Source organism: Methylobacterium sp. E-045 (assembly GCF_022829685.1).
GTDB lineage: Bacteria > Pseudomonadota > Alphaproteobacteria > Rhizobiales > Beijerinckiaceae > Methylobacterium.
Genome location: NZ_JAKSYE010000125.1, coordinates 283,006 through 296,535 on the forward strand (window position 1 = coordinate 283,006; position 13,530 = coordinate 296,535).

Annotated in this window: 14 protein-coding genes; 9 read left to right on the plus strand and 5 right to left on the minus strand. The window is 66.7% G+C overall.

Annotation, left to right across the window (positions count from 1 at the left end):
* Positions 1-170: 170 nt before the first annotated feature.
* A complete protein-coding gene (locus MKK51_RS24645; protein WP_243982278.1) occupies positions 171-395 on the plus strand; it encodes a DUF2007 domain-containing protein in 225 nt (74 codons plus the stop codon).
* The gene (locus MKK51_RS24650) at positions 388-1,152 is read left to right on the plus strand and encodes a tRNA1(Val) (adenine(37)-N6)-methyltransferase (RefSeq protein WP_243981964.1); all 765 of its coding nucleotides are present in this window, start codon (positions 388-390) and stop codon (positions 1,150-1,152) included. The genes MKK51_RS24645 and MKK51_RS24650 overlap by 8 nt, the downstream gene beginning before the upstream one ends.
* Positions 1,153-1,210: 58 nt before the next feature.
* On the opposite strand, the gene MKK51_RS24655 is transcribed toward MKK51_RS24650, so the two are convergent.
* A complete protein-coding gene (locus MKK51_RS24655; RefSeq protein WP_243981966.1) occupies positions 1,211-1,579 on the minus strand; it encodes a hypothetical protein in 369 nt (122 codons plus the stop codon).
* A 199-nt stretch (positions 1,580-1,778) separates the two neighbouring features.
* Between MKK51_RS24655 and MKK51_RS24660 the strand changes: the two genes are divergently transcribed.
* Positions 1,779-2,657, plus strand: a complete 879-nt coding sequence (locus tag MKK51_RS24660) for a S49 family peptidase (protein ID WP_243981968.1) — start codon at positions 1,779-1,781, stop codon at positions 2,655-2,657.
* Positions 2,658-2,661: 4 nt separating this feature from the next.
* On the opposite strand, the gene MKK51_RS24665 is transcribed toward MKK51_RS24660, so the two are convergent.
* The gene (locus MKK51_RS24665; RefSeq protein WP_243981969.1) at positions 2,662-2,916 is read right to left on the minus strand and encodes a hypothetical protein; all 255 of its coding nucleotides are present in this window, start codon (positions 2,914-2,916) and stop codon (positions 2,662-2,664) included.
* 217 nt (positions 2,917-3,133) lie between these two features.
* Here MKK51_RS24665 and MKK51_RS24670 point away from each other — a divergent pair, with 217 nt between their 5' ends.
* The 3 genes from MKK51_RS24670 (at position 3,134) to MKK51_RS24680 (ending at position 6,701) form a co-directional block, all read left to right on the plus strand.
* On the plus strand, positions 3,134-4,087 hold the full coding sequence (locus tag MKK51_RS24670) for a glycine--tRNA ligase subunit alpha (RefSeq protein ID WP_243981972.1): 954 nt from the start codon (positions 3,134-3,136) through the stop codon (positions 4,085-4,087).
* Positions 4,088-4,179: 92 nt separating this feature from the next.
* Positions 4,180-6,357 carry a glycine--tRNA ligase subunit beta gene (gene glyS, locus MKK51_RS24675; protein ID WP_243981973.1) on the plus strand — a complete coding sequence of 726 codons (2,178 nt, stop codon included), beginning with the start codon at positions 4,180-4,182 and terminating at the stop codon, positions 6,355-6,357.
* Between the two features lie 104 nt (positions 6,358-6,461).
* Entirely contained in the window at positions 6,462-6,701 is a 240-nt protein-coding gene (locus MKK51_RS24680) for a hypothetical protein (RefSeq protein ID WP_243981975.1), read from the plus strand.
* A gap of 126 nt (positions 6,702-6,827) precedes the next feature.
* On the opposite strand, the gene MKK51_RS24685 is transcribed toward MKK51_RS24680, so the two are convergent.
* Entirely contained in the window at positions 6,828-7,316 is a 489-nt protein-coding gene (locus tag MKK51_RS24685) for a GNAT family N-acetyltransferase (protein ID WP_243981976.1), read from the minus strand.
* A complete protein-coding gene (locus MKK51_RS24690; protein ID WP_243981978.1) occupies positions 7,313-8,881 on the minus strand; it encodes a glucan biosynthesis protein in 1,569 nt (522 codons plus the stop codon). The genes MKK51_RS24685 and MKK51_RS24690 overlap by 4 nt, the downstream gene beginning before the upstream one ends.
* A gap of 802 nt (positions 8,882-9,683) precedes the next feature.
* Between MKK51_RS24690 and MKK51_RS24695 the strand changes: the two genes are divergently transcribed.
* Entirely contained in the window at positions 9,684-10,850 is a 1,167-nt protein-coding gene (locus MKK51_RS24695; protein WP_243981980.1) for a type III PLP-dependent enzyme, read from the plus strand.
* A 140-nt stretch (positions 10,851-10,990) separates the two neighbouring features.
* On the plus strand, positions 10,991-11,536 hold the full coding sequence (locus MKK51_RS24700) for a GNAT family N-acetyltransferase (RefSeq protein ID WP_243981982.1): 546 nt from the start codon (positions 10,991-10,993) through the stop codon (positions 11,534-11,536).
* A gap of 3 nt (positions 11,537-11,539) precedes the next feature.
* On the opposite strand, the gene MKK51_RS24705 is transcribed toward MKK51_RS24700, so the two are convergent.
* Positions 11,540-11,710, minus strand: a complete 171-nt coding sequence (locus MKK51_RS24705; RefSeq protein WP_243981984.1) for a hypothetical protein — start codon at positions 11,708-11,710, stop codon at positions 11,540-11,542.
* A 330-nt stretch (positions 11,711-12,040) separates the two neighbouring features.
* Here MKK51_RS24705 and MKK51_RS24710 point away from each other — a divergent pair, with 330 nt between their 5' ends.
* Entirely contained in the window at positions 12,041-13,486 is a 1,446-nt protein-coding gene (locus MKK51_RS24710) for a homospermidine synthase (RefSeq protein ID WP_243981986.1), read from the plus strand.
* Positions 13,487-13,530 lie beyond the last annotated feature (44 nt).

Consider the following 13,530-nt stretch of genomic DNA (forward strand, 5'->3'; position numbering starts at 1 on the left):
TCCGGCGGCGTACCCGCCGCTCGGGCCGATCCACTCGACCGGGCCATCTCCCGTGACCAACATCCACGCGGGCACCCCTTCGCATGCGCGCCGAGGCGCTGCAACATCCCGCGTTTCTCCCTGTATACAAAGGGCGGCGGCAGGGAGCCGCCGATGGGGCGGGTGGACGCATGACAGAGCTGATCCGGAGCAACGACATCGTCCTCATGGGCTTTGCCGAGTCGCTGTTGCAGGGGGCGGAGATCCCCGTCCTGATCGCCGACACTCACATGAGCCTGCTCGAAGGTTCGATCGGCGCTTTCGCCCGCCGGCTTCTGGTCCCCGACGATCATGCGTCCGATGCGCGACGGCTTCTGGAGGACGCAGGCCTCGCGCACGAACTGCGCGATGCCTGAATTCAGCACCGAGGCCGCGACCGCCGATCTCTGGCTTGGCGGCCGTCTTCGCCTGCATCAGCCGCCGCGCGGGGCGCATCGCGCCGGCACAGACGCGGTGCTCCTGAGCCGTTTGGTGAAGCCGCCACCCGGGGCGGTCGTCGTCGATGTCGGTTCAGCCACCGGGGCGGTGGGGCTGGCGATGGCCGCCTACGAGGCGACGGCGAACGTCGTCCTGGTGGAGCGTGATCCGGATCTCGCCGTCCTCGCGGCGAGGAACATCGACGAGAACGGCGTCGATGGCCGGGTCCGCGTGATAGCGGCCGACATTCTCTCCATCGAGGGGCGGAGAACGGCTGGCCTGTCGCCGAACATGGCGGAACTCGTCCTCACCAACCCGCCCTTCTTCGAATCCGGGCGCCACAGGCCATCGCCCGTACCGGGAAAGGCCTCGGCCCATACCTTTTCCGATGGTGATCTCGAATCCTGGCTGAAGGCCTGTCTTGATCTCCTGAAGCCCGGCGGGACGCTCGGCCTCGTCCATCGTGCCGATGCCCTGCCGGATTGCCTCGCCGCCCTGCATCGGCGTTTCGGCGGGATTGTCGTGAGGCCGGTCCAGGCACGAAGTGAGCGACCGGCGATCCGGGTGCTGGTGACGGGTATCAAGGGTAGCCATGCGCCGTTCAGCCTGGCGCCTCCCCTCATCCTGCAGGGCACCGACGGAGCGATGACACCGGAGGCCGATGCGCTTCACCGCGGGCTGCCCTGGCCGTCCTGATGGTCTTCGCGGCGAGGAAGACTCCTCGCCGCGAACGGATCTGTGTCAGCTCGATTGCTCAGTAGAACCGGCGCCAGTGATGATGGCGGCGGTGCCAGTGATGGCGATGCCAATGATGGCGCCGATGCCAGTAGGGACGGCGCCAGCCATAGACCGGACGGTGATAGCCGTAGACCGGGCGGTAGTACCGCGGCCGCCAGTAGTGCCGGCGGTAGCCGTAATGCGGACGGTGCCAGAAATGGCGCCGATGCCAATAATGATGGCGGCGCCAGTGGTGTCGACGCCAATGCGCCTTCTCCACGAGTTCCGTTCCGGCGGTGCCCGTGACGGCAGCCACGGGTAGCGGCGCCGCGCGTGCCTGGGACAGGGACCCGTAGGCCCCGCCCAGCACCCCGATCAAAACGATCATCCACGTCACGATACGCATGATGGTTAACCTCCCTGCTTTGGCGGATGACTCCCCGGTGACCGCTGGCCTGCGGCCGAGTGCTGCGATACCGGCAGAGTGAAACGGCGAAGCCTGTAAAACGGTTCGATCGTCGCCATTTCGTGATGTCTGGTCTGGAAGCGACGGCACTCCAACGCTTCCGTGCCGTTGACCTCACCGTTCAACCGAGACGAAACCGATGCCCCTGGCCCTGCCGCGCTACCTTCACCCGATGGTTCCGAAGGCATGGCGTAATCGTAAACCCACCGTGGCGGTAATCCGCCTCAACGGTGTGATCGGTGCCGTGTCGCCCCTGCGTTCCGGGCTCTCCATGGCGACGGTGGCGTCCAGCCTGGAAAGCGGCTTCGGCATGGCGGACGTGTCCGCGGTGGCGCTCGTGATCAACTCGCCCGGCGGATCGCCGGCGCAATCCCACCTCATCCACCGCCGCATCCGCGCGCTTGCCGTGGAGAAGAAGCTGCCCGTCTACGCTTTCGTCGAGGATGTGGCCGCTTCCGGCGGCTACATGATCGCCTGCGCGGCGGACGAAATCATCGCCGATCCGACCTCGCTGATCGGATCCATCGGGGTGGTCTCGGCCGGTTTCGGGTTCGACAAACTCATCGAGCGGATCGGCATCGAGCGACGCGTCCATACACAGGGCGAGGCCAAGGCCATGCTCGACCCGTTCCGTCCCGAAAATCCCGAGGACCTCGTGCGGCTCAAGGCGATCCAGGCCGACGTGCAGGATCTCTTCACCACGCTCGTCAACGAGCGCCGGCCCGCCGTGAGAGCGGGCCGCGAGAACCTGTTCACCGGCGCAGTCTGGACAGGGCGACAGGCGCTGCCCCTCGGTCTCGTCGATGAGTTGGGAGATGTGCGAACGACCCTGAGGGCCCGCTTTGGAGACGACGTCGTGCTGAAGCTTGTCGCCGAGAAGCAGGGCTCGTTCGTCGGCAGATTGCTCAGGCGGGCCGTGCCGGGCTCGACCATGATCGGCCTTGCCGGCACCGGTCTCGCGGCAGACGCCCTCGCCGCCATCGAGGAGCGGGCGGCCTGGGCGCGTTACGGGCTGTGACGGCTCAGCGGATGGCGATCGTGCAGGCCGACGACGGGGCGCCGTAGCCCGAGTAGACGACCCGAACCTTGCGCGTGCAGCTCTCGGTAGAGACCGGGGCCGGAACCGAGGAGACCTCGATGGCCGTCACGGGTGCCGGCATGGCGACGATGTCGGTCTTGTCGGTGGTCGCCAGGGCATTCGAGGCTCCGACGACGAACGGCGTGGCGGCCAAAGATGCTGAGAAAATTGCGGCGAATACAGTGATCGACTTGCGCATGGTCCGGCCTCCGCAATGTTCGCCGCTCTTTTGCGAGCCGGCTTATCCCTCGATTTGTGCTAAGAACAAGCGACAAGCGGGACAGTTCCGGCGATAAACCCGATCGTGGCGAAAATGTGTGTCGCCGCGCACCCGCATTCCGGAAACGGCTCGGCTTGACTCCGCAAGCCCGCCTCTTAAACGCTGCCGCCCTTTCCCGCTGACCGGAAGCTTCCCCATGTCGAGCGCACAAGCCCTGCCGAGCGCTGTCGATCTCGCACCCAGGACCTCGTTCCAGGGCCTGATCCTGACGCTGCAGAATTTCTGGGCCGCGCAGGGCTGCGTGATCCTCCAGCCCTACGACATGGAAGTGGGGGCCGGCACCTTCCATCCCGCCACGACCCTGCGGGCGCTCGGGCCGAAACCCTGGAAGGCGGCCTATGTCCAGCCCTCGCGACGCCCGAAGGATGGCCGCTACGGCGAGAACCCCAACCGGCTGCAGCACTACTACCAGTTCCAGGTGATCCTGAAGCCGAACCCGCCGAACCTGCAGGAGCTCTACCTCGCTTCCCTCGATGCCATCGGCGTCGACCTCAAGCTCCACGACATCCGCTTCGTCGAGGACGATTGGGAGAGCCCGACCCTGGGGGCCTGGGGGCTCGGCTGGGAATGCTGGTGCGACGGCATGGAGGTGAGTCAGTTCACCTATTTCCAGCAGGTCGCCGGGATCGAGTGTGCGCCGGTCGCGGGCGAACTCACCTACGGTCTCGAGCGCCTCGCCATGTACGTGCAGGGCGTCGAGAACGTCTACGACCTGAACTTCAACGGGGGCGAGGGCGACGCGAAGGTCACCTACGGCGACGTCTTCCTCCAGGCCGAGCAGGAATATTCGCGGCACAATTTCGAGGCGGCGGACACCGCCATGCTGTTCCGCCAGTTCACCGACGCGGAAAAAGCCTGCCGGAGCTACCTCGATGCGGGGGAACCAGCCGCCGCCGCCAACGACGCGCGCCACCGCATGGCGCAGCCGGCCTACGACCAGTGCATCAAGGCCAGCCACGTCTTCAACCTGCTCGACGCGCGCGGCGTCATCTCGGTGACGGAGCGGCAGAGCTACATCCTGCGGGTGCGCGAACTGGCCAAGGCCTGTGGCGCGGCGTGGCTGCGCACGGAGGGCGGCGGGGCTGCGTGAGGCCGGTCCTTTGACAAGATCTGACGAGCACGGCGGTGCGCTTCGATACACGCCGATGATACCCTGAACATCACCTCGGACGCCCCTCCCCCATGCCTGATCTCCTCCTCGAACTGCGCTCCGAAGAAATTCCCGCCCGCATGCAGCGGCGCGCGGCCGACGACCTGCGGAAGCTCGTCACCGACGCCCTGGTGGAGCGCGGCTTCCTCTACGAGGGCGCCAAGGCCTTCTCCACGCCGCGCCGTCTCGCCCTGCACGTGGCCGGCCTGCCGCCGCGCGGCAAGGATGTGCGCGAGGAGCGCAAGGGGCCCCGCGTCGGCGCACCGGACGGGGCGATCCAGGGCTTCCTGAAGAGCGCGGGCCTGACGAGCCTCGATCAGGCGAGCACCGTCACCGACCCGAAGAAGGGCGAGTTCTACGTCGCCGTCATCGAGCGGCCCGGCCGGGACACGATCGACGTGCTGGCCGAGATCCTGCCCGCGATCATCAAGAGCTTCCCTTGGCCGAAATCCATGCGCTGGGGCGCGGCCTCCACCCAGCCGGGCTCCTTACGCTGGGTGCGGCCGCTGCAATCCATCGTGGCGACCTTCGGCCCCGAGACCGAGACGCCCGAGATCGTGCCTTTCTCCATTGACGGGATCGCCGCCGGCACCACCACCTACGGTCACCGTTTCCTGGCCCCGAACGCTATCGAGGTGCGGCGGTTCGCCGATTACGTCCAGTCGCTCGAGCGCGCCAGAGTGGTGCTCGATCCGGAGCGGCGCAAGGACATCATCCTGCATGATGCCCGCGACCTCGCCTTCGCGCGCGGCCTCGAGCTCGTGGAGGACGAGGGCCTGCTCGACGAGGTCGCCGGACTGGTGGAATGGCCGGTGGTCCTTCTCGGGACGTTCGATCCGAGCTTCCTCGACATCCCGGCCGAGGCGATCCGCGCCACCATCCGGGCCAACCAGAAGTGCTTCGTCCTGCGCGAATCGGGCTCCGACACCCTGGCTCCCGCCTTCATCCTGGTCTCGAACCTGATCTCCAGCGACGGCGGCATGGCGATCACCGGCGGCAACGAGCGCGTGGTCCGCGCCCGCCTCTCGGACGCGAAGTTCTTCTGGGAGACCGACAAGGCGATCAAGCTCGAAGACCGTCTGCCGAAGCTCGACACGATCGTCTTCCATGAGAAACTCGGCACGCAGGGCGAGCGGGTGGCGCGTATCGCGTCGCTGGCCCGTGGCATCGCCTCCGCCATTGGCGCCGACGTACAACTCGCCAGTCGCGGCGCTCAGCTCGCGAAAGCCGATCTCGTCACCGAGATGGTCGGTGAGTTTCCGGAACTTCAGGGCCTCATGGGCCGCAAGTATGCGGCGCTTCAGGGCGAACATCCCAGCGTCTGTGCGGCGGTGGAAGAGCATTACAAACCGGTCGGTCCCTCCGACCGGGTGCCGGCCGATCCTGTTTCCATCGCTGTGGCCTTGGCGGACAAGTTCGATACCCTCGCCGGCTTCTGGTCGATCGATGAGAAGCCTACGGGCAGCAAGGATCCCTACGCGCTGCGCAGGGCAGCCCTCGGTGTGGTCCGACTCATTCTCGAGAATGGATTGCGTCTCAATCTCCGAGAGGATGTGTTGGAGGACGCGTTTTATGTTCAGAAGAACCGGCACGTCGTCGTCATGTCCTTTTCCGGAGATGACGACCGCGATAGGGCCGCACTGGAGAACCACGGGAGCCTCGATAATCCCCTTCCCGGCGATCTCCTCGCCTTCTTCGCCGACCGCCTCAAAGTCTATCTCCGCGACCAGGGCGCCCGCCACGACCTCATCGACGCCGTCTTCGCCCTGCCCGGTCAGGACGACCTCCTGATGGTGGTGCGCCGCGTCGAGGCTTTGGGCCAGTTCCTCGAGACCGACGACGGCAAGAACCTGCTCGCCGGCTACAAGCGCGCGGCCAACATCCTGCGGATCGAGGAGAAGAAGGACGGGCGATCCTACGAGGCCGAGCCGGATCGTGCCGCCATCGCCGCTTCCGGCGAGCCGGAGGAGCAGGCCTTGTCCCAGGCGCTCGTGGCCGCGCGTGACTCCGCTTCGACGGCCGTAATGGCGGAGGATTTCTCGGGGGCCATGCGGGCGCTCTCGACCCTGCGCGCGCCGGTAGACGCCTTCTTCGAGACGGTCATCGTCAATGCGGATGATCCGGCCTTGCGCGAGAACCGCCTCGCCCTGCTCAACGCCTTGCGGGCGGCCACCCGCGAGGTCGCCGATTTCTCGAAGATCGAGGGATAGCCCCTCGCGAGGCACGAGGGGCAGAATTCGGCCGTTCAGGTTCGATGACGGGAACGGTCTAGCTCGCCCCGTCGTTGGAGCGCATGGTTTCGAAGGAGATGTCCATGCGTCAATCGATCCTCACCACCGCCGCGCTGCTGACCCTCTTCGGCGCCTCCGCGGTTCAGGCCCAGACCACGATCATCGAGCGTGAGGTGCCCGAGCGCGTCATCGTCGAGCGACCGGCATCCGAGACCCGTACCGTCGAGACCCGCGAGACCCGTGACGGCTGTCGGGTCAAATCGGTGACCCGCGAGAACGAAGAGGGCGACCGCAAGACGGTGACCCGCGAGTCCTGCGACTGATCCGACACGGGACCGTTCCCCGTCCCGGATCTGCGATCCAGCCATTCCGCATCGTTCCGGGCTCCGCGAGGGGCCCGGAATGCCTGCAGTGGGAGGTTCGCTCGTTCGCCTGTCAGTAGCGCCTGGCTACAAGGCTTTCTCGTAGCGCCACGCTTCCATCCCGTCCTCGTAATACTCTTCGAGGACGGCAAAGCGCGTATAGCCATGGCGCTCGTAGAGACGAATGCCGGCGCCGTTGTCGGCTCTCACCTCGAGCCGCAGGGTCGTGCAGCCATGCGCTTTCGCATCGGCCTCCGCCGCGTCGAGCATGATGCCGCCGAGCCCTTGTCCCGCGCGACCGGGGGACACGGCGATGGACGACAGCCGGCAGGCGAGGCTTCCCTTCCGGCGCTCCAGGGTGGCCGCCGCCACGAGGATGGACGTGTCACCGCCATCGAGCGCCACCAGCAGCGACATCGACGGAGAGCCGATGGCGTGGCGGATCGCCCTCCGCTCCGCTCGGTCGCTGGAGAAGGCGGCGTGTTCGAGGGCGACCAGCGCGTCGAGGTCGCCCAATGTCGCCGGGCGGATCGTGACCGCGGCGACCGCAGGTCTCGCGGGAGCCAGGGCGCTCACGCTGCGGTCCAGGGATAGACCCAGGTTTCGGTCAGCGCTCTCCCGCCGGCACGCAGGAAGGCGCGGAGATCGGTCGATTGGCCCGCTGCGTCGAGGGTGATGTCGATCGCCGCCCGGAGCCCGCCCGTATGCGGGTTCGGGACGAGGGATGTCGCGGTGATCCGTCCCTGCGAGGCGCCGGCCACCACTTCCACCTTGCTTGGATCGGGGAGATAATAGGGCAGCTCGCCACCGGCGAAATCGACGAGGAAGCGATGGCTCAACGCTCCCTTCGCTTCCTCCCCCTTGGCGGCGCCGCTGGCGCTGGTCGCCGCCAGGAAGGTGTTCACCACACGTCCACCCGGATGCAGGTCGGTCCCCGAACTCAACGCACGCACGCGGTAGGCGAGACGGATCGGTTCGCCCGCCGGATAGGGCTGCTTCGGGCGCCAAGAGGCGACGATATTGTCGTTGACCTCGGTGTCAGTGGGCAGCTCCATCAGGGTGACGGCGCCTTCGCCCCATCCGCCTTCGGGCTCCACGAAGTAGCTCGGCCTCCTGCCATAGGAGGCTTCGAGATCCTGGTAAGATTCGAAGGCACGGTCGCGCTGCATCAAGCCGAACCCTTTGGGATCGCGATCGACGAAGGACGAGATGCGTCGCGCCGTCGGATTGTCCAGGGGGCGCCACAGCCATTCGCCCGATCCGGCCGCGATCTGGAGCCCGTCGGAATCGTGGAGCTCCGGCCGGTAATCGTCCGAATGGTGACGGTCGTTCTCGCCGATGAAGAACATGGAGGTCAGCGGCGCGAGCCCGACGGAGGGGAGCGCGACCCTCGGGAACAGGGTCGAGCGAACGGCGACGCTGGTCTCGTCGCCCGGCTTCACAGTGAAGGCGAAGGCGCCTGTCACCGAGGGGCTGTCCAGCAGGGCGTGGACCAGCAGGGCGTCGGCGTTCGTCTCCGGCATCGTCACCCAGAACTCGCGGAAGACCGGGAATTCTTCAGGCGCACCCTCCCCCTCCACATTGAGGGCGAGGCCCCGCGCCGAGAGGCCATAGAGCTGATCGCGCCCGAGGAAGCGGTAATAGCTCGCGCCGAGGAAGACGATAAGCTCGTCGAGGAGGTTCGGCTTGTTGAGGTAGCTGTGGAAGCGGAGGCCGGCAAAGCCGAGATCCACCGGCAGTGGCTTGTCGAGTTTCGTCCGCCCCATGTCGAACAGGCTCGACTGATAGGCGATCGGGGTCGCGATCCCGCGCCGCACGAGGTTCACCGTGACGGGGCGCGTGTAGAGAAAGCCGACATGGAAGAGCTGCAGCCGGAAGGGGCTGCCGTCCCCCCCGAGAAACGCCTTGTCAGGCCGGAAGCGGATGTCGCGCCAGGCATCGTAATCGAGCTTGGCGATGGGCGCCGGCAGGGTCGGCACGCGGGCATCGTAGGCGACCTTCGCGAGCTCCGCGGCGCGCCGCTCGACCGCCTCGAAATCGAAGGGTTTGGGTGCGCGCCCCTCCTGCGCCGTCGACACGGTGCCGGCGACGGACAGGGCGGCGATCCCGGTGAGAAGCGCGCGTCGGGTGGGCTCGGTCATGATCCTGCGCTTTTCGTGGGCGTGTAAGACGGTGAGATCGTATCGCATCGTCCCAACCCGACCAGCTCATCGGCAGGTGCCCGCGTCAGCGGGCCTCCGAGGCCTCTGCAACGCTTTGGCGCCCCGGGACGAGGTGGTGGATCGGACTGGTTCGAACAGCATGAGAACCGCCTGCTCAATGACCCGTTCGGCATCCCTTGGAAAGGGCCCACCGATCCGGGTGAGCCTTTTGGGTCACAATGAGGGGGCGACGGCCGGGTTTCCGGTGCAGGAGAACCCGTTTTTCCTTGTGGCGGAGGCGCATGAGACGTATATGCGCCTTGCCCAATTTCGCACGTGCCTGTGGCCGCGTGTCGGTTGGTGGGCATCCGGCCAACTGCCGGACAGCCGCCAGGGGTCTTAAAGGATCGATGGTCGACAGGGTGGATTCCCTCCGGCCGGCATCCAGGTGGCAACACCGGACCCCGACAACAACCGGCAGCCGGAGGCGAAACCGGCGAACCCCGCTCTCCACGGGGGACGCAGCTTAAAGCAACGACGAACGGGCTTTTTTGGTCTCGTCGGCCCTCCAAAGGCTGGCACCGAAGAGGCTTGTTTCTCTTTGCCCGGCGTGCGGTGGGGATCCCCCTTCCAATCCACGGCAGCTTCCGGGTGCTGATGCGCCCGCGGTCGACGACGTGTCTCCAAAGCACGCCGCCCGTCGCGTCGCATCGCCCCCAGACGCCGGACGGCTGATCGCCGTCCCGATTTCGACAGCGCGCCCCACGAACGGGCGCTCGCGAACCTGTGGGTTGGAACGACCATGACCGATCGTATCCGCGATTTTCTGCGCGCTCGCCGTGACATGGGCCAGGACGAAGGCCCGGTGATGGTGCTCGACCTCGATGTCGTGCGCGACAACTTCACCGCCTTCGCCCGCGCGCTGCCCGATACCCGCGTCTTCTACGCGGTGAAGGCGAATCCGGCTCCGGAAGTCCTGCGCCTGCTCGCCGAGATGGGCTCCTGCTTCGACACGGCCTCCGTGGTCGAGGTAGAGATGGCCCTCGCCTCCGGCGCCACCGCCGACCGGATCTCCTTCGGCAACACCATCAAGAAGGAGCGCTGCATCGGCCGCGCGCTCAAGCTCGGCGTGCGCCTCTTCGCCGTCGATTGCGAAGCCGAGGTCGAGAAGATTTCCCGCGCGGCCGATTCGATCGGGATCGAAGCCGGCGAGGTCCAGGTGTTCTGCCGCATTCTCTGCGACGGCGCCGGGGCCGAATGGCCCTTGTCGCGCAAGTTCGGCTGCATGCCGGAGATGGCCGTCGACGTGCTGGAACATGCCTGCCGCCAGGGCCTGCACGCCTACGGCGTATCTTTCCATGTGGGCTCGCAGCAGGGCAACACCGAAGCCTGGGACGGGGCGCTCGCCTCCGCCTCCGCGATCTTCCGCGAATGCGCGGACCGGGGCATCACCCTGTCCATGGTCAATCTCGGTGGCGGCTTCCCCACCAAGTATCTCAAGGCCGTGCCGGGTGTGGAATCCTACGGCGACGCGATCTTCCGCGCGCTCACCAAGCATTTCGGCAACCAGCTGCCCGAGACCATCATCGAGCCCGGTCGCGGCATGGTCGGAAATGCCGGCATGATCGAGGCCGAGGTGATCCTGGTCTCGAAGAAATCCGATGCCGAGGACGAGATCCGCTGGGTCTATCTCGATATCGGCAAGTTCGGCGGTCTTGCCGAGACCATGGACGAGTCGATCCGCTACGCGATCCGCACCGAGCACGACGAGGACCGCATGTCTCCCTGCGTGCTCGCCGGGCCGACCTGCGATTCGGCCGACGTGCTCTACGAGAAGATGCCCTACCCGCTCCCCGTTTCGCTTTCCATCGGCGACAAGGTGCTGATCGAGGGGGCCGGAGCCTACACCACGACCTATGCGGCGGTGGCGTTCAACGGCTTCCCGCCCCTTCAGCAATACGTCATCTGACGTGGATAGAATCGGCGGCCGAACGGCTTGACGGTCGTTCGGCCGCGGACGCGGACGGTTCCATCGCCCATCTCCGGCACAGAACCGCACGCCGTCACGTCAGTTGAGTTACCCGGTAGGACCTGGGAAAGGGCACGGCCTTGATCGAAATTCGCGACGAACGGCCGAGCGATGTGTCGGCTCGGGAGCAGTTGCTCGATACCTGCTTCGGCCCGGCGCGGGTCCTCAAGACGTCGGAGCGTCTGCGCGAGGGACGCATGCCCGCCAACTGTCTCTCACTGACCGCGGAACTGAGCGGCCGTGTCGTCGGCACCGTTCGTCTGTGGCATGTGCAGGCGGGCCCGGGGCGGCCTGCCCTGCTCCTGGGGCCGCTCGCCGTCGATCCCTCGCTCCAGGGCCACGGTCTCGGCAGCACCCTGATGTGGGCCTCGATCGGCAGGGCTCGCGCCCTCGGTCACGGCGCCATCGTCCTCATCGGCGATGCGCCGTATTACGCCCGCTTCGGATTTTCAGGTGATCTCGTGGCGGGTCTGGCCATGCCCGGCCCGTTCGAGCGGGCCCGGTTCCTCGGGGTCAACCTCCGCAAAGGCGCCCTCGACGGAGCGACCGGTATCCTCTCCGCTTCAGGCATCCTCGAAGAGGCGGCCTGTCCGGAAGGATTGGATGCACGACGACAGGCGGCGTGAGCGCTAGACGGCGGTCGTGGTCGTCGTCGCCTGATCGCAGCGGCGGCGGAAGGCGGCATCGTGCTGGCGGCGCACGGCGCGGATCAGGGCCGCAGCGAGGGTGATGACGCCCGGATCGCGATCGATCGGCTCTTCGGCCGGCGCGGGCGTATTGGCGATAAACAAGGATAACATCGGAACTCCGTCATCTGGCGTTCTGGCGTTTCCCGTCCCTTGGTCTTGATCGATATGGTGTTTGTTGCATTGCAATATCAACGTGGCGCAGACCGTTCGCAACGGCGTCCAACGGGAAGGCGACCCGCGTTTGAATCATGCGTCGGCGCAACGCCATGTTAATGCTCTTCCCCCTCGGCCCACTCGTGGTCCATGAGGCGGGACGCGGCGATGTGGTTGACCGCGCGCCCTCGACCCGCCACTAGCCCGTCGCCTGACCGTCATTTCCGCCGACTAAGGACGTGCCTCGCTCGTTGAGTTCGAGCGGGGCCGAGAAGAAGGAATGCCCGCATGACCGAAGCCGCCACCTCCTGGCCCGTCCACGGCCGCATCAGCGGTCCCATCGTGATGATCGGCTTCGGCTCGATCGGTCGCGGCACCCTGCCGCTCATCGAGCGCCATTTCGAATACGACAAGGCGCGCTTCACCGTCGTCGAGCCCTCGGACGCCCACAGGTCCCTGGCCGACCAGCATGGCCTCCGCTTCGAGCAGGTGGCGCTGACCAAGGACAATTACCGCGAGATCCTCACGCCCCTCCTCACCGAGGGCGGCGGCCAGGGCTTCTGCGTGAACGTCTCCGTGGACACCTATTCCCGCGCCATCATGGAATTGTGCCGCGAACTCGGCGCCTTCTACATCGACACCGTGGCCGAGCCCTGGCCCGGCTTCTACTTCGACAAGTCGAAGAGCCAGGGTGACCGCACCAACTACGCCCTGCGCCAGGACATCCTCGACGCGCGTGCCGCCAGCCCCGGCGGCACCACCGCCGTCTCGTGCTGTGGCGCCAATCCGGGCATGGTCTCCTGGTTCGTGAAGCAGGGGCTTCTCAACGTCGCCTCCGATCTCGGCCTGACCACGCCGGAGCCGAAGACCCGCGACGAGTGGGCCGCCCTCATGCGCGAAGTCGGCGTGAAGGGCGTCCACATCGCCGAGCGCGACACCCAGCGCGCCAAGGGCCCGAAGCCCATGGGTGTCTTCGTCAACACCTGGTCGGTGGAAGGTTTCGTCTCCGAGGGCAACCAGCCGGCGGAGCTCGGCTGGGGCACCCACGAGACCTGGCGCCCGGACAATGCCCGCGATCAGGAGAAGGGCTCGCGCTGCGCAATCTACCTGCTCCAGCCCGGCGCAGACACCCGCGTGCGGTCCTGGACGCCGACGGCTGAAGGTCAGTTCGGCTTTCTCGTGACCCACAACGAGGCCGTGTCGATCTCCGACTATTACACGGTGCTGGAGGGCGAGCGTGCCGCCTATCGCCCGACCTGTCACTACGCCTACCACCCCTGCAACGACGCCGTGCTCTCGCTTCACGAGATGTTCGGCAAGGCGGCCGAGGTGCAGGAGAAGCACCACATCCTCGACGAGAACGAGATCGTCGATGGGATCGACGAACTTGGGGTGCTCCTCTACGGCCATGAGAAGAACGCCTATTGGTTCGGCTCGCAGCTCTCCATCGAGGAAACCCGTCGCGTCGCGCCCTACCAGAACGCCACCGGCCTTCAGGTGACCTCGGCCGTGCTTGCGGGCATGGTCTGGGCCCTCGAGAACCCGGAGGCCGGCATCGTCGAGGCCGACGAGATGGATTTCCGCCGCTGCCTGGAAGTCCAGATGCCGTATCTCGGCCCCGTGGTCGGCGTGTACACCGACTGGACCCCGCTCACCGGCCGCCCCGGCCTGTTCCCCGAGAACATCGACGAGAGCGACCCCTGGCAGTTCCGGAACGTCCTCGTCCAGAGCTGAGGCGACCAAAGGAGGCGCAAGGCCCGGCCGCCTCGCGCCTCCCT